Origin of the sequence: uncultured Aquimarina sp. (genome assembly GCF_947492405.1) — a bacterium.
Lineage (GTDB): Bacteria > Bacteroidota > Bacteroidia > Flavobacteriales > Flavobacteriaceae > Aquimarina.
Genome location: NZ_CANLMP010000001.1, coordinates 1105423 through 1121705 on the forward strand (window position 1 = coordinate 1105423; position 16283 = coordinate 1121705).

The window sequence follows — 16283 nt, forward strand, 5'->3', positions numbered from 1 at the left end:
TTGGTCAACCAATTTTTCAATATTACTATTTTTTTAACAGTCCGCAAACGTTTTCGTAAAATAATTATCAATTTATTTTCATATCCGTAATTTGAGTATGGAATGAATACTCAACCTAAGCTTACTTAAAAACCAATCAGAACAAGCGAAAAATCCTACAAATAGTATCTTTCTATCGTTTTGAACAATTCTATAATTACATAATTATCAAACAAATTATTGAGCGTATTTTTTTCAAAACTATTTTGTTTAACTAAAACCAACAGCTAACGGAGTTAAGAAAAGAAGAAAAACTTGTCAAAAACAATCTAAAAAAATTCAAAAATTATCAAGTATTTACATTTCATTACTGAAAGTTTGTAATAAATAGTGCACACCCTATTGCTTTAAGATTTATTGAATATCTTTAATTCTTAAACCAATGAATATTATTACATGAAAAAATAATCTACTAGTTTTTTCACGCTCTAGTTACCATTGTAATAAAATCTCTTAAAACGGTATTGGTAGAATTTCTGTTCCATACCAAAAGAATATCTCTTACAAATTCATCATTTTTTAGAGGGATAAATTTTATTTCCGGCAAAGAAAAAATAGGTTTTGGCATAAGCGTTATACCCATCCCTGAAGAAACTAAGGCTGCGACAGTTTCATTATTATGTGCGGTGAACACCTTGTTTGGCTCTATACTGAGCTCATTGAATCTTAAAAAGACATCTTGATACAAAGCACAATGACTTCTTTCCACGAACCTTTCTTTATGTAAACAAGTTAATTCTAAACTATCTTTTATTGCAAGATGGTGTTTACGATTCACTGCTAAAAAAAGTTTTTCAGAAGCAACCACAGTAGCTTCTAAACTGTCAACATTTATCTCCTGCTGTTCTGTAAAAAAGGCATCCAACTCATTGTTTTTGGTCAATTTTAATAATGCTTTATGTTTATCTTCTGTAATATTTACATCAGAAAGAGGGCAAAAGGATTTAAACTCATTAATATAAGGAATAACAGCGTCTAGAGACAAATTTTGGACAAATCCAAGTTCCAATGTTTTCCATTCGGTTTGTAAAAAATCTTCCTCGATATCTGACCACAATGCCAATAATCTTTTCGCCTTAGGCAACAAGACCTCGCCTGATCTAGTCAAACTCACATTTCGCTTATCTCTATGAAAAAGTTTGGTTTCTAGATGTTCTTCCAATTTTTTAATTCCTGATGAAAAAGTAGATTGTACTACATGAACCTTTTCAGAAGCTCTTGTAAAGTTTAGAGTTTCCGTTAGCACAACGAAATATTTAATAAACTGTAAATTCATAATCGTAAATATAGATAATTCTAATCTAAAAAATCTGTTTTGACGATTTTTAAATAATGTTGAATTTTGCTGTATAAATAATAATTAAAAAGCATAAAATGAAAGCAGCATTAATAAGAAGTTTTGGAGGATACGATGTGTTTGAGTATACAGATATAGAAACACCAAGTCCAAATTCAGGTGAGGTGATCATCAAAATTCTAGCTACCGGTGTGAATAGAATTGATCATTACCTAAGAGAAGGTGTCATGATGCCAAATATTCCGTTACCACATATTCTTGGTTCCGACGCAGTAGGAGAAATAATAGAAATCGGTTCACAAGTATCTAATTTCAATATAGGAGATAGAGTTATTCCAATGCCAGGATTTCCGATGAATATTCAAGATCATAATATAAATCCCATAACCCTTGCTCCTTCTTATGGACTACTAGGAGCTGGGTGCTGGGGAACCTACGCTGAGTATGTAAAAGTTCCTGAAGTCTTTATTGTGAAAGACAATACCGAATTATCTCCGGAAGAAATAGCCACATTACCTATGGTAACGGTAACTGGTGTCCGAGCCATTAAAGAAGTTGGTAAAGTAAAAGAGGGAGATAATGTTGTAATTCTAGGTGGTTCTTCTGGGACGGGCAGCTTTCATGTACAACTAGCCAAAGCTCTTGGCGCAAAAGTATTAGCAACCACAACTTCAGAAAGCAAAACTGAATACATCAAAAGTTTAGGCGCGGATATGGTTATTAATACTTCCGAAAACGATTTGGTAGAAATGGTTAAAGAATGGACTAATGGTAAAGGCGCAAATGTAGTAATTGATAATTTGGGTGGAAGTTTCCTCCAACAAAGCATTAATGCTCTAAAACCATCTGGTATTGTAGTAGCGATGGGCTTTGTAGATGATCCTATAGTATCGTTTGACGTGCGAAGTTTATTTTTCCCTCAGAAAGTGATAAAAGGTTCAATCATGGGAACAAAAGAAGATCTAGAATTCGGTCTGGAATTAGTACGGAAAGGCAAAATAACAGCTCAATTAGACAAAATACTCCCATTAAGAGAAGCCAAATTAGCACACGAAATGTTAGTTAATAAACAAGTAAAAGGAAATATTGTACTATCTCCTTTGGAATAATAAGTTATCAATACATCATCAGGTTACAACACTTGATGATGTGTATTCATTAAACATTTATTTCATGACTTCAGATATATTAATAAACAAACTAAAGGAAACTAATATTCCTTATTGTAATTTCGATAAATCTCCTCCATCCCCGGCTGGAAATTATGGTGCAATAAAAATACATAAAGATCTAGCATATATTTCAGGACAAATGCCTTTTACAGGTATTGGAATATTATACCCTTCGCATCAAGAACTAACGAATCATATTGACATAAATGAAATTGGTTATAAAGCATCTCAAATAGCTGTCTTCAATGCATTTTTACAACTAGTAAAAAATAAATCAATCTCGGAAGTTAAAAGCATTGTAAAAGTAGAAGGCTTTTTTAGACATATAGAGGGAACAAACCTACCTAAAATGCTTGATGGTGCATCTGACCTAATTACAAATATTTTTCCAGATAACGAATTTCATGCTAGAACGGTTTATGGAGTAACGTCATTACCGTATAACGCCTTTGTAGAACTATCCATTATTGCTGAAATCGAATGACAATAATTCTTTACAAGCACTTATCATATAATTTCATCTATATAAAAAGATCTTATTTATTGCAAAATCTAATAAATTAGATACCTTTAAACAAACCAATAAATATATTTACATGAAAAAACTCACACTCATTTTATTTGGCTTATTCACAACTTTAGGGTTTAGCCAACGGATTATTACAGGTACAGTAACTGATATTTCAGGTGTACCTATACCTTTTGTTAACATCATCGAAAAAGGTTCTGATAAAGGTACTACTACAGATGACAACGGAAAATACACTATTGCTGTAGACGAAAACGCTATACTAGTGTTTAGCTTCATAGGTTTTCAGACTCAAGAAATTCTTGTGGATTCCAACGACAACATTGATGTCGTTCTTCAAGAAGGAGAAGCACTTAGCGCCATAGTCGTTGTAGGTTCCAGAAGCCCAAAAAGAACCGCTACGGATACACCTGTAGCTGTGGATATCATTGATGTGCAGGATATTGTTACCAAAAGTGGTAAAATAGAAATTAATGAATTATTACAATATTCTGCCCCCTCTTTTAATGCAAATAAACAATCTGGATCGGATGGTGCCGATCATATTGATCCTGCAAGTTTAAGAGGTTTAGGACCTGATCAAACTTTGGTTTTAATTAATGGTAAAAGAAGGCACACTTCTTCACTTATTAATATTTTTGGTACCAGAGGTCGAGGAAATTCAGGGACAGATCTTAATACGATTCCAGCAACTTCTATTAAAAGAATCGAGATTCTAAGAGATGGTGCTGCTGCACAATATGGTTCTGATGCTATAGCGGGAGTTATTAATATAGTTCTAAGAGATAATATTGATAAACTTAGTGGTAGTATCAGTTATGGTGCATATAATACTAATGCCAAAGGAGATTTTCCTGATGGAACTCCAAATACGGATGGTAATCGATTAGATACTGAAAATGATGGTAACAGACTTGCTGATGACAAAAGTCTAGATGGTGGTTCTGTAAAAGTAACAGCCAATTATGGAGTTGGTATTGGAGAAAAGGGATATATTAATTTTACCACAGAATATGTAAGTAAAAACAAAACACTTAGACCAGGATTTGATTTTAGGAGAGGTTTTGGTGAGGCTGCTATCGATGGATTTAATTTCTTTGCTAATGCAAGTATTCCTTTATCAGACAAAACTGAGTTATATGCTTTTGGAGGAAGAAACTACCGTGACACTGATGCCTTTGCTTTTACTCGTAATGGTGGTGAGCGTGTGGTGACTGAGATTTATCCTAATGGATTTACACCAAGAATTACTTCTAATATCATAGATAATTCCATTTCTGCTGGGGTAAGAACCGAGACAGATAGTGGTTGGAAAATTGATCTTAGTAATACCTGGGGGAAAAATAATTTCCACTATTTCATTGAAGGTACATTAAATGCTTCTCTTGAAGAAAATTCTCCTACTGAATTCGATGCGGGTGGACATAGTTTAAGTCAGAATACAATTAACCTAGATTTTTCCAAGTATTATCCGAAACTAGCTAAAGGATTAAACCTTGCTTTCGGAGCAGAATACAGAACAGAAAACTTTATCATATTTGCTGGAGAAGAAGGTTCTTATGCCACCTACGATGTTAATGGATTACCGATTACTAATCCAGCTACACAAACACAACCTATAGATCCTGATAGTGGCCAATTAAGACCCGGAGGATCACAAGGGTTTCCTGGATATAGTCCAGCCAATGAAGTGGATAGGTCAAGGTCGAATCTATCATTATATGCGGATGCAGAATTAGATATTACGGATTCCTTCCTACTAGCTGGTGCAGCTAGATTTGAAAACTATAGCGATTTTGGAAGTACTATTAATGGAAAACTTGCACTAAGAGTAAAAGCATCAGAAAACATTAATATCAGAGGTTCGGTTAGTACTGGTTTTAGAGCTCCATCCTTAGCTCAAATCTATTACAATTTATTATTTACGGATTTCCAAGGTGGTATTGCTACAGAAACATTATTATCTCCAAATAATAGTCGTGTAACTGCATCTTTTGGGATAGATAGATTAAAAGAAGAAACTTCTATTAATGCATCTTTAGGAGTTACAGCTAAATTAGGTGATTTTTCGGCTACTGTAGATGGATATTATATAGATATCAAAGACCGTATTGTATTAACAGGAACTTTTGAAGCAATTGATTTTGACAATGTAAATGAAGCTCAATTTTTTGCTAATGGAGTAGATACAGAAACAGTAGGTATGGACGTGGTGCTTTCCTGGAAAAGCAATTATGATTTTGGAACGTTGTCTGCATTATTGGCAGGGAATGTTAATAATATGTACATTACTGCGGTTAATACAGACTTAGATGCAGATATCTTTTTTGGTAAAAGAGAACAAGCATTTTTATTAGCTTCTGCACCCAGAAGTAAATTTGCTTTAAACTTAAACTACAATAACGATAAATTTAATGCAGGGCTTGGTTTGACTCGTTTTAGTGATATCACCTTGGTTGATTTTGATGATAATGAAGATGTATATGACGCAAAAATAACAGCCGACCTTACCGTTGGTTATAAACTAACAGATCAACTAAAACTTACTATTGGTGGAAATAATATTACCAATGAATATCCTGATCAACAAGACGACTTAACAGAAGCTGGTGGATATTGGGATGCTGTACAAATGGGATTCAGCGGAGCTTTTTATTACGCTAGACTAGATTTTAATTTCTAAATAAATACTGTCATCTAGAGCGAAGTCGAAATGTATTATTTTAACTATAAATAACTACTTCTCGACTCCGCTCGAAGTGGCATCCCAATTTTCGTTAAACTCTTTCTCTAACACTTTATCAATAGTTTTAGTATATTCTTTAAAGCCTATCAAATCATTATGAGAACCTCCTTCAATAGAAATCATTCTCTTTTTTGACGTGGGTATACTTTCAAACAATCTTTTACCAGATACATAAGGTACTACTCCATCATCCGTACCGTGATAAATAGTAACATCACAGGTTACGTTTTGTATAAATTCATTAGACGTAAACTTAAACTTCAATATACTTTTTACAGGAAAAATCGGTAACCAATACGAAGTAACTTCTTCCATGGTATTATATGGTGTTTCTAGTATTAAATTGTCTGGTTTGTTGGTTGATGCAATTTTTGTGGCAATACCAGTACCCAAAGACCTACCATACACTATTATTTGATCTTCTTCATATAGTTTTAATGTATAATCATAAAACAATTGAGCATCACTATACAGACTTTCTTCTGTAATTGTACCAGTGCTTTTTCCATAACTTCTATAATCCATTACTATTACGTCGTATTCTTTTTTTGCAAAAAAAACTGTAATATTACCCCATCTAGATAGATTTCCCTTATTTCCATGAAAATACAAGATAACCCCTTTGGGATCTTTGTTTTTAAAATGTATTGCATTTAGCCGTTCGCCATTAGTAGTCTCTAGAAAAAATTCTTCAAAAGGATGATCAAATTGAAAAGTATAATTTTTAGGAAGTTTTTTAGGCTGAAAAATTATTTTATGCTGAAAGAAACCTAATAACCCTAATATCATAAAATATAGTATCAATGTCCATAGCAGGACTTTTTTAAGCTTGGACATTTACTTTTTTTGACGAATGCTTAACACCAATACTGGTATTAGAAAGATTTATTTTCCTCATCTTTGAATTAATAATTTCCCCTAGCATCTTATGATAAGATTCAAAATTATTAAGGTTTTTATGTCCTCCACCAATAACAGTATATAATCGTGTCAGTTTCGGTTTTATTTTTGATAATTTAATACTAGATTTAAAAGGGATTAATTTATCTTGTGTTCCGTGGATGATATGTATAGGACAATTCACATATTTTAACCACTTATACGTAGGTATTGGATATCTCATAATTAAAGAAACTGGCATAAAAGGAATAAATTTGCCCGCTACTTTACTCAAACTATAATAAGGAGCATCAAGAATTAACATTTTAGGATTATTAATAGAAGCTAATTTTGTTGCAAAACCAGATCCCATAGATCTACCATACAAGATGATATACTTTTCATCTACTTTTTCCTTTAATTTATTATAAACAAATTGAAGATCTCTTTTAATAGCTTTAAAAGAGCGTCTACCTGTACTTTTACCAAATCCTCGATAATCTAACATACATACATCATATCCATGCCTCGTAAAATCAACTGCAAATTTCCCCCAACCTTTAATACTTTTAGAATTCCCTTTGAGATATAGAACAACTCCTTTAGGATCCTTAACCTTAAAATGAAGCCCATTTATGATAGCGCCATCTCTGGTTTCTAAATTATACTCTTCTACAACTTGGTTATTATAATGAAATTCAAAATCTTTATCTAACTTCTCCGGTTTGAAAATGAAATACTCCTGCAAATAATACAATGCTACACTAGCTACGATATAAAACGCAAGAATAATAATTGCTATGTATCCCCAATTTGGCATATTAATATTCCTTTAAATATATTTGTAAGTAACTAATTTACAAAAAATTAAATTTAATTGCATAAAAAATCCTGCCGAAGCAGGATCTTAACAAATATTATGTTTATTACAATTTATCGTCTTGCATCATAAATTCGGAAACGTACTCCTACTCTTGCATAGATATCAAAGAATTTACTATCAACATCTACTAGATTATCTGTAAAGTCATTCATCGCACCAGCTTCGAAAAAAATATCAAACATCTCTCCTACCATCTGAGAAAAACCCAAACCGTATACTCCACCAATAACCAATTGTTCATATGCATCTGATTCTAAATCCACACCAGCGAATTCTATACCAGTATTTAATCTAAAAGAAGGACCAACATTAATAAAAGGTCTAAAACGATCTTTACCTCTACCAAACAAATACCTGAATTTAGGATTAAAACCTACTTGCAGTGCTTTAAAATCTGAAGTAATCGTTCCTCCGGGAAGATTTGTTATAACTTCACTATTTCTTTGTAAAATTTCAACGGAAAAAACAATACTTGTTTTGGCACGAACACCCATTACATATCCATATCCAGCATTAAAATGAAAACCAACACCACGGTTACTTTTAGAGTTTTCAATATCAAGACTAGAACTTGTTATACCACCCGTTACTTCCCAACGATATTGCCCATAAGAAGTAACTGAAATAGTTGCTAATAAGATGAAGAATATTAATTTTTTCATAATTTCATGTTTAGATTTGAGGTTAAATTCTTGACGAAAATACTAAAATTTAAAAAACGAGTATAAAAAAACCTGCCTAAACAGACAGGTTTATAATAGGTGTCTATAAAAAAATATGTTATTCTTTATGCATAAATGACTGTTTCTGTAATAAAAACTCCTCGGTTTCCACGACATCTTCATCAGGAACACAACAATCTACAGGGCATACCGCTGCACATTGAGGTTCTTCATGAAAACCTTTACACTCTGTACACTTATCAGGTACAATATAATAAATCTCATCACTAACCGGTTCTTGAGCCTCTTCTGAGTTAACAGCTTTGCCTCCAGGAAGCACAACATCTCCTTCTAAATCAGTTCCATCCGCATATCTCCAGTCATCCGCACCCTCATAAATCGCCGTATTCGGACATTCTGGTTCACATGCACCACAGTTTATACATTCGTCCGTTATTATAATTGCCATAGCTTTTTTTATTCTAAATTTGCATCACAAAAATAACCCGTAAACTAGTGATAAACAAATTAGAAATGGTATTAAATGATCGAATAGTCGCTTTTACTGAATTAGGCAAGTTCTTAAGTCAATTCAAAAATACTGGTTATGAGAAGATTAGCAATGTTATCCGTCAAGAAGATTTTTTTGATGGGATGATTCAAAAAATCGAATCTGCTAAACATCATAATGGTTGGTTTACAGAAGAAAACATCTTGTTTTCATTATCACAATGGAGTAAAACGCTGACAAAACATAATTTAGAACAATGGTTGTCTTCTTATTCCTTAGATACCAAAGTGGCTAAAACAATCGGTATTATTATGGCAGGTAATATCCCATTAGTTGGATTTCATGACTTTATTTCGGTACTCATAAGCGGTCATAATGTTCTGGTAAAACAATCTTCTAACGACAACCAATTACTTCCATATCTAGCATCGTATCTAATTGCGATTGAACCAAGATTTGAAAAACGAATTTCTTTTACCGAAGAAAAGTTTACGGATTTTGATGCCATCATTGCTACAGGAAGCAATAATACAGCTCGCTATTTCGAACATTATTTTGGCAACAAACCTAATATTATACGTAAAAATAGAAATTCTGTAGCAATATTAACCGGAAGTGAGTCCAAAGAGCAACTAGCGTCATTAGGGAGCGATATCTTTACCTATTATGGGCTAGGTTGTAGAAGTGTTTCTAAACTTATGGTCCCAAAAGGTTATGATTTTGACTTATTTTTTAAATCTATTTATGAATACAATGACATCATTAATGGAGCAAAATACGCCAATAATTATGATTATAATAAAGCCGTGTATTTAATGAGCAATTTTAAGTTATTAGACAATGGTTTCCTAATGCTTAAAGAAGATGAAAGTTACAGTTCACCTATCGCCACTTTGTTTTATGAGACATATACATCAAAAGAGGAATTATTCCGAAAATTCGAAGCTGATCAAGAAGCTATACAATGCATAGTTGGCGACAATTTTTCTGATAATAGTGTTGATTTCGGAACCACACAACACCCTTCTCTATCAGATTATGCAGATAATGTTGATGTTATTGAATTTTTAACAAAAATTGACTAAATAATTTATCATTTTGACAATGATTTTGTTTTAGATTATTAGCACCTTTGTGGTGTTTTTTCTTACTGGTTTAAGGAGCCGGAAAATAACAAGAAAAGTAATTAATAAAAAACAATAAAAACTACTGATGAAAAAGCACAACTTTAGCGCAGGACCTTGTATTCTACCACAAGAAGTATTCAAAGAAGCATCCCAGGCTGTATTAGATTTTAACGATTCTGGGCTATCCATTTTGGAGATTTCACATCGTAGTAAGGATTTTGTAGATGTAATGGACGAAGCCCGCAGTTTGGCTTTAGAATTACTAGGCTTAGAGGGTAAAGGATATAAAGTACTTTTTCTTCAAGGAGGAGCAAGTACTCAATTTTTAATGGCTGCATACAATTTATTACAATCAAAAGCTGGATATATCAATACTGGTAGTTGGAGTGATAAAGCAATTAAAGAAGCTAAAATTTTTGGAGAGGTTGTAGAAGTGGCATCTTCTAAAGATGCTAATTACAATTACATTCCTAAAGGTTATGATGTACCTGAGGATTTAGATTATCTGCATTGTACCAGTAACAATACTATTTTTGGAACACAAATCAAAGATTTTCCAACTACCAATACACCTCTAGTTTGTGATATGAGTAGTGATATATTCTCTAGACAATTAGATTTCTCAAAATTTAGCTTGATCTATGCCGGAGCACAAAAAAATATGGGTCCAGCTGGAACTACATTAGTAGTTATAAAAGAAGATATATTGGATAAGGTGGAAAGACAAATTCCATCGATGCTGGATTATAAGGTGCATATTAGTAAAAGTAGTATGTTTAATACGCCACCTGTATTCGCAGTATACACATCCATGCTTACACTTAGATGGTTGAAAAAACTAGGTGGAATTGCTGCTATTGAAGAGCAAAATGAGAAAAAGGCAAACCTTATTTATTCTGAAATAGAGTTAAACCCTCTTTTCAAAGGGTTTGCTGCAAAAGAAGATAGATCTATGATGAATGCTACTTTCTCTTTGGTAGATGGTCATCTTAAGGAAACTTTTGACGCTATGTGGACAGAAGCTGGTATCAGCGGTGTAAATGGACATAGAAGTGTAGGTGGATATAGAGCTAGTATGTATAATGCTATGACTATGGAAAGTGTTGCTGCATTAGTTGATGTAATGAGTGACTTAGAAAGAAAAGCTTAATTAACCAACCTATTAAATTAGAAACTAAAAATTCTGAAATAAGAATTCAAAATTTAAAAAATCAAACCTTTAAAATGAAAGTATTAGCAAACGACGGAGTATCTCAAAGCGGTATTGATGCCCTGGAAAAAGCTGGATTCGAAGTACAAACTACAACAGTTGCGCAGGATCAGTTAGTAAATTATATTAATGAAAATGAAATCAATGTATTATTAGTTCGTAGTGCTACAAAAGTAAGAACTGATATTATTGATAATTGTAGTTCTTTAAAAATTATAGGACGCGGTGGTGTTGGTATGGACAATATTGATGTTGCTTATGCTCGCGAAAAGGGGTTACACGTTATCAATACTCCCGCTGCATCATCCGGATCAGTAGCAGAACTTGTTTTTGCCCATTTATACGGAAGTGTTCGTTTCCTTCATGATGCAAACAGAAACATGCCATTAGAAGGTGATAGCAAATTTAAGAACCTTAAAAAAGCATACGCCGGTGGAACTGAATTAAGAGGCAAAACACTTGGTGTAATAGGTATTGGTCGTATTGGTCAAGCAACTGCTAAAATTGCAATTGGAGTTGGTATGAATGTAGTTGCATTTGATCCATTTATTGAAGAAGTGGAAATTCCTTTAGAATTTTTTGATGGACAATCATTAAATTTTAAAATAAAGACTGTTTCTAAAGAAGAAGTTCTTAAACAAGCAGACTTCTTTACCTTACATGTTCCTGCTCAAAAAGATTATGTTATTGGTAAAGCCGAGATTGGACAAATGAAAGATGGTGCTGGATTAATTAATGCCGCTCGTGGAGGGGTTATTGATGAAGTAGCCTTAGTAGAAGCGTTAGAAAGTGGTAAATTAAGTTTTGCTGGTCTAGATGTATTCGAAAATGAACCAAGCCCAGCTATTAAGGTATTAATGAACAATAAAATATCATTAACACCACATATCGGAGCTGCTACTGGTGAAGCACAAGATAGAATTGGTCAAGAACTTGCCGATCAAATAATATCTATTTTAAAATAGAAATAAATACGTATAGAATAAAAAATGCCTCATAATATATGAGGCATTTTTTATTATTACATTACAAAAAACTAACTAAAAACATCTATAAAATTAGTTCTTAGCAGTATCTATACTCAATTCTGAAATGATCATGTTTACTTTAGAAGTAAGTAATGATAATTCTTCTGTTAAGGTTTCATTTCTTTTTGCACTAACTTCTAATTTTGACTTTAACTCTTTAATAGCTTCAAGTAGCACAGGAACTAAACCATTATAATTAACACTCAAAATACCTTCTTGGTCTTTCGTTACTAATTCTGGATATTGTACTTGTACCTCTTGAGCAATTACTCCTAGTTGTAAATTTTTTCCTCGTTTTTGAGTATCTTTCCAAGTATAGTTCACACCATTTATTTGCTCAACTTTATCTAAAGTGTTTTTTAGTGGTGTAATATTTGTTTTGAGTCTACGGTCAGAGTTTTGAGTTAATGTTCCTGCAAGAGTTGCATTACCGCTTCTTTCCACATAAAACGCATTACTCCTATTAGTTTCTGACACTCCATTTCCTACAACCAATAAACGAGATTCTAAATTTGATAAACCAGGACTTACACCAGTCAATTCGTTATATTGTCCTACCACAGTTTGTGAAATCTCCTCAGCAACGGTATGATTTCCAAGTGATATAGAATATACCCCTTTAGCCGTCGTATTACTACCCATTGCTACAGAAGAAAACCCTTCTGCTACTGTCGTTCTACCCAATGCGAAAGAAGCAAAACCAGAAGCTATAGTTCCTGTACCCATAGTGGTAGAAACATAACCCTCTGCTCTTGTCTCAATTCCTGTAGCTGTAGAATAAGATCCGGAAGCAATAGTTTTATTTCCCATTGCTATTGATACTCCACCACTAGCTAATGTTTCTAACCCCATAGCGGTCGAACTTCCACTAGTAGCTTTTGTATTCTTACCTATAGCTGTAGAAAAATCACCACTTGCCTCTGTTCCAGATCCAAGAGCAACAGTTGCATTATTTATAGAACGTGTATTCTCTCCTAATGCAATTGCATATATTCCTGATGCAGTTGTTCCACTTCCTGAAGTGAAAGAATAGTTTCCAGTCGCCTTGGTTAAATCACCTGTAGCAACGGAGGCAATTCCTTCTGCAACTGTTTGAACTCCTAGTACTGTAGATGCAATTCCTCTAGCGATTGAATTCTGCCCCATTGCAGTAGCATTTAAACCTTCAGCTTTTGTATCTAGACCCAACGCCGTAGAATTTTTACCAGAAGCTGTTGTCCTCGTACCAAAGGCTGTCGCCGCGGATTCTGATGCAACGGATTGACTACCTGCTGCAAAAGACCTATTTCCTGATGCTTTAGTAAATCCACCCATGGCCACAGAACTAATTCCGCTAGCTAATGTACTTGTTCCAGAAGCAAATGCTCTCGCCGAAGTAGCATTAGAATTCAAACCAACCGCAAACGAGAGTCCTGGAACATTTTCTTTTCTCCATAAATTATCGGTTACTTCTCCTGCTCTAAACGCTCCTCTATCAAAAAGTAATGTTTTATACTGTGCTGTATTATCTATTATATATAACTCCTTTTTACCAATCACAAAAGCTTGAGCTCCCGTATTATCAAAAATCGTTTGTATTGTACCTCCTCCTTCTGAAGGGATATTTTGATATTCACTTGTAAACACGCTTTCCGCGATAGTATTCCCCCAGCTAGTTGTACCATCTGTATTAGCTATTAGCACCTGATTTGCTTGTCCTTTTGTTGCTGGTAAAGTATACCCTGTTTCGTTATTGTTAGGGTTAATAGTTACTAATCCATTTATTTCTGTGTTACCATTCCTCCTAACAAGTAACGCATCTTTTCTATTCTCTTCATTAGATCCATTTCCAATTACGAAAAGTGGTGATTCTGGTGTCGTACTACTATTAGAACCTCCAACTCTTGTATTATATGAACCTATAGAAAATTGATTTGTTTTCTCAGCTACTGTACCTACACCAAATGTAGCTGAAGTAAACGACAAAGATTCTGAGGCAGATCCCGAAGAAAAAGATGCATATCCTGAAGCTTTATTATTATGACCAATTGCCGTAGAAATTATTCCGCTAGCTTCTGTTAGCCATCCAAATGATGTAGAAGAAATACCAGATGCTTTTGTATTTTGACCTGCAGCTAATGCATTTTTTCCACTTGCCACTGTTTCCATACCTATTGCTGTTGAAGCTTCTTCTGAAGCAATAGTATTCGATCCCATTGAAGTAGCATTCTTCCCTGAAGCTATTGTACTATTTCCTAATGCTGTTGAAACGGAACCTTCTGCTTTGGTACTAAACCCAATTGCAGTTGCACTTATTCCAGAAGCCTCTGCATTACTCCCTATTGCAATCGCATCCGCTTCGGAAGCAATTGACCCTCCTCCTAATGCAAAAGATCTAGTTCCAATCGCTGTGCTAAAACTTCCCATAGCCGTAGAAGCCTGTCCTCGAGCACTAGTACTTTCTCCGGAGGCAAATGATCTATTACCACTTGCTTCACTACTTCTACCAGTTGCAAAAGAATTATCTCCACTTGCTACACTTGAAATTCCTGTTACAAATGAATTTACACCACTAGCGATAGTTTCATTCCCCATTGCTACAGCATTATCCTTAGTAGCATTTGTTTTTGTTCCCAATACTACTGCACCTTTACCACTTGCTATTGTCTCATCACCAGTAGCAAAAGAATTTGCTCCGCTAGCGATAGTTTTGATTCCCATAGCTACTGCGCCGTGATTATTAGCTTGAGTTTCACTTCCTAATGCTACCGATTGTATACCAGATGCTTTCGTTTTAAAACCAGCAGCAAACGAAAAATTACCTTCTGCTTTGGTAATAAACCCTGATGCTGTAGAAGCATTCCCCGATGCTTTACTAGAAAAACCAGATGCAGTTGCATATGTACTTGAAGCTGGTGTATTATAACCTGTTGCCACAGAATTATTCCCTATATTCTCTAAATCCCATTGATCAGTTGTTGCTGTTCCAGCTCTAAATGCTGCTTTACTTTTTACAAATAACATCCTTGCATTATCATCTACGCCGTTTTTATTATTTATAGAAGTGCTACCAAAAACAAAACTATCAGCACTCACATCCCCTGGTGCATTAGAAGTAATACCATCAACGGTAGTAAATACAGAATCTTCTCCTATTTTTGAATAATTAATAGTCTCAATTAAAGAAAATTCATTTCCTACTAATTGCAGCCCCTTGCCTGCAGTATATCGTGTGTCTTTATCGTTAGCAACAGTCTCTGCATGTAAAGCATACGGAACACTAAGTAACTGTGAACTTCCTATAATTGAAAAAGAATTTCCTCCTTCCATGTCTATTGATACTTCTAACCAATATTCACCTTCTCCCCAAGAAATATCACTAATCCTACTGATACCTAATGGTTTACCACTTCCTACTTTTAGATTGAATAAACCGTAATTTGTTGTAGTTACATTATGAGTTTCTTCATATACCACATTCCCTACAGCACCTTGCTGTATTCTGAATTGCACACTTATATCTTTATTAGTGATTACATTACCAGATACATCTCGAGCCACTGCCTGATAATTAAAAGATTGTGGTGTCTGTGAAAAGACCGTACCACAATAAATTAAAATTAAAATCCTTAAAAATTTCCCCATAACAAAGTTTGAATGATTAATCTGTTTTTAAAATTCTATATACATTGGTATTATTATCCCTATCAGTAACATACAACAGGTAGATTGCAGGTTCTAAATTTCCTATTTCAATAGACTGGGTAGTTTGAATTGGAACTTGTCCTTTAATAGAAGTTTTTTGTTGTAACTTATTATACAAAGCGTAAGATATTGCTGAAGAATTTGTTTTTATATTAAAAGAATTCACAACGGGATTAGGCCATACTTTTATATCAACTAGTACTTCATCTTTTTGTATAAATCGTTCAATTTTAAAACCCTGATGGAAACCTTGATTCAAAGTAATGTCGGAGTTACTCATTTCTGTTACTGCTAATTCACCTATAGTGTAGTATACTTGTACATTTTCATCAAAAACAGAAAAACCAGAAGAAGACATAATTTCCTGTCCAAACATACTTTTAGCCAATAACATTACTGTTATAAAAACAATCCTTCCCATTTTGTTATTTTTTAAAGATTTTTTCCCTTCGACAAAACTAAAGGCTTTTATTTTTTTTCTAGCCTCTAAACCCAGAATATTAAGTAATAAAAATC

13 protein-coding genes are annotated in these 16283 nt (G+C 33.8%); 6 read left to right on the top strand and 7 right to left on the bottom strand.

Annotated elements, in window-relative coordinates; translation table 11 throughout:
* Positions 1–460: 460 nt before the first annotated feature.
* Positions 461–1315: a LysR family transcriptional regulator gene (locus tag Q0829_RS04875; RefSeq protein ID WP_298540580.1), complete on the bottom strand. Its 855-nt coding sequence runs from the start codon at positions 1313–1315 to the stop codon at positions 461–463.
* 98 nt (positions 1316–1413) lie between these two features.
* Here Q0829_RS04875 and Q0829_RS04880 point away from each other — a divergent pair, with 98 nt between their 5' ends.
* The 3 genes from Q0829_RS04880 (at position 1414) to Q0829_RS04890 (ending at position 5720) form a co-directional block, all read left to right on the top strand.
* On the top strand, positions 1414–2445 hold the full coding sequence (locus Q0829_RS04880) for a zinc-binding dehydrogenase (RefSeq protein WP_298540582.1): 1032 nt from the start codon (positions 1414–1416) through the stop codon (positions 2443–2445).
* 64 nt (positions 2446–2509) lie between these two features.
* Positions 2510–2992 carry a RidA family protein gene (locus Q0829_RS04885; RefSeq protein ID WP_298540584.1) on the top strand — a complete coding sequence of 161 codons (483 nt, stop codon included), beginning with the start codon at positions 2510–2512 and terminating at the stop codon, positions 2990–2992.
* Positions 2993–3104: 112 nt separating this feature from the next.
* Complete coding sequence (locus tag Q0829_RS04890; protein WP_298540586.1) at positions 3105–5720, top strand: TonB-dependent receptor; 2616 nt, start codon at positions 3105–3107, stop codon at positions 5718–5720.
* A gap of 54 nt (positions 5721–5774) precedes the next feature.
* On the opposite strand, the gene Q0829_RS04895 is transcribed toward Q0829_RS04890, so the two are convergent.
* The 4 genes from Q0829_RS04895 to Q0829_RS04910 all read right to left on the bottom strand — a co-directional run bounded on the left by Q0829_RS04895 (position 5775) and on the right by Q0829_RS04910 (position 8676).
* The gene (locus tag Q0829_RS04895; protein ID WP_298540588.1) at positions 5775–6620 is read right to left on the bottom strand and encodes an alpha/beta hydrolase; all 846 of its coding nucleotides are present in this window, start codon (positions 6618–6620) and stop codon (positions 5775–5777) included.
* A complete protein-coding gene (locus Q0829_RS04900; protein ID WP_298540590.1) occupies positions 6607–7482 on the bottom strand; it encodes an alpha/beta fold hydrolase in 876 nt (291 codons plus the stop codon). The genes Q0829_RS04895 and Q0829_RS04900 overlap by 14 nt, the downstream gene beginning before the upstream one ends.
* A 113-nt stretch (positions 7483–7595) precedes the next feature.
* A complete protein-coding gene (locus Q0829_RS04905) occupies positions 7596–8207 on the bottom strand; it encodes an outer membrane beta-barrel protein (protein WP_298540592.1) in 612 nt (203 codons plus the stop codon).
* Between the two features lie 118 nt (positions 8208–8325).
* Positions 8326–8676: a 4Fe-4S dicluster domain-containing protein gene (locus Q0829_RS04910; protein WP_298540594.1), complete on the bottom strand. Its 351-nt coding sequence runs from the start codon at positions 8674–8676 to the stop codon at positions 8326–8328.
* Positions 8677–8741: 65 nt separating this feature from the next.
* Between Q0829_RS04910 and Q0829_RS04915 the strand changes: the two genes are divergently transcribed.
* The 3 genes from Q0829_RS04915 to Q0829_RS04925 all read left to right on the top strand — a co-directional run bounded on the left by Q0829_RS04915 (position 8742) and on the right by Q0829_RS04925 (position 12020).
* Entirely contained in the window at positions 8742–9803 is a 1062-nt protein-coding gene (locus Q0829_RS04915) for an acyl-CoA reductase (RefSeq protein WP_298541210.1), read from the top strand.
* 127 nt (positions 9804–9930) lie between these two features.
* A complete protein-coding gene (gene serC / locus Q0829_RS04920; RefSeq protein ID WP_298540596.1) occupies positions 9931–10995 on the top strand; it encodes a 3-phosphoserine/phosphohydroxythreonine transaminase in 1065 nt (354 codons plus the stop codon).
* A gap of 74 nt (positions 10996–11069) precedes the next feature.
* Positions 11070–12020, top strand: coding sequence for a D-2-hydroxyacid dehydrogenase (locus Q0829_RS04925; protein ID WP_298540598.1), 951 nt, complete (start codon positions 11070–11072; stop codon positions 12018–12020).
* A gap of 93 nt (positions 12021–12113) precedes the next feature.
* On the opposite strand, the gene Q0829_RS04930 is transcribed toward Q0829_RS04925, so the two are convergent.
* Both Q0829_RS04930 and Q0829_RS04935 read right to left on the bottom strand, forming a co-directional pair.
* Entirely contained in the window at positions 12114–15707 is a 3594-nt protein-coding gene (locus Q0829_RS04930) for a tail fiber domain-containing protein (protein ID WP_298540600.1), read from the bottom strand.
* Positions 15708–15723: 16 nt separating this feature from the next.
* Entirely contained in the window at positions 15724–16188 is a 465-nt protein-coding gene (locus Q0829_RS04935) for a hypothetical protein (protein ID WP_298540602.1), read from the bottom strand.
* Between the last annotated feature and the right edge of the window lie 95 nt (positions 16189–16283).

Excerpts from the sequence above, each read along its gene's own strand:
- Q0829_RS04895 (WP_298540588.1), bottom strand. The coding sequence starts at position 6,620 with ATGTCCAAGCTTAAAAAAGTCCTGCTATGGACATTGATACTATATTTT.
- Q0829_RS04925 (WP_298540598.1), top strand. The coding sequence starts at position 11,070 with ATGAAAGTATTAGCAAACGACGGAGTATCTCAAAGCGGTATTGATGCC.
- Q0829_RS04915 (WP_298541210.1), top strand. The coding sequence starts at position 8,742 with ATGGTATTAAATGATCGAATAGTCGCTTTTACTGAATTAGGCAAGTTC.
- Q0829_RS04885 (WP_298540584.1), top strand. The coding sequence starts at position 2,510 with ATGACTTCAGATATATTAATAAACAAACTAAAGGAAACTAATATTCCT.
- Q0829_RS04910 (WP_298540594.1), bottom strand. The coding sequence starts at position 8,676 with ATGGCAATTATAATAACGGACGAATGTATAAACTGTGGTGCATGTGAA.
- Q0829_RS04900 (WP_298540590.1), bottom strand. The coding sequence starts at position 7,482 with ATGCCAAATTGGGGATACATAGCAATTATTATTCTTGCGTTTTATATC.
- serC (WP_298540596.1), top strand. The coding sequence starts at position 9,931 with ATGAAAAAGCACAACTTTAGCGCAGGACCTTGTATTCTACCACAAGAA.
- Q0829_RS04880 (WP_298540582.1), top strand. The coding sequence starts at position 1,414 with ATGAAAGCAGCATTAATAAGAAGTTTTGGAGGATACGATGTGTTTGAG.
- Q0829_RS04890 (WP_298540586.1), top strand. The coding sequence starts at position 3,105 with ATGAAAAAACTCACACTCATTTTATTTGGCTTATTCACAACTTTAGGG.
- Q0829_RS04935 (WP_298540602.1), bottom strand. The coding sequence starts at position 16,188 with ATGGGAAGGATTGTTTTTATAACAGTAATGTTATTGGCTAAAAGTATG.
- Q0829_RS04930 (WP_298540600.1), bottom strand. The coding sequence starts at position 15,707 with ATGGGGAAATTTTTAAGGATTTTAATTTTAATTTATTGTGGTACGGTC.
- Q0829_RS04875 (WP_298540580.1), bottom strand. The coding sequence starts at position 1,315 with ATGAATTTACAGTTTATTAAATATTTCGTTGTGCTAACGGAAACTCTA.
- Q0829_RS04905 (WP_298540592.1), bottom strand. The coding sequence starts at position 8,207 with ATGAAAAAATTAATATTCTTCATCTTATTAGCAACTATTTCAGTTACT.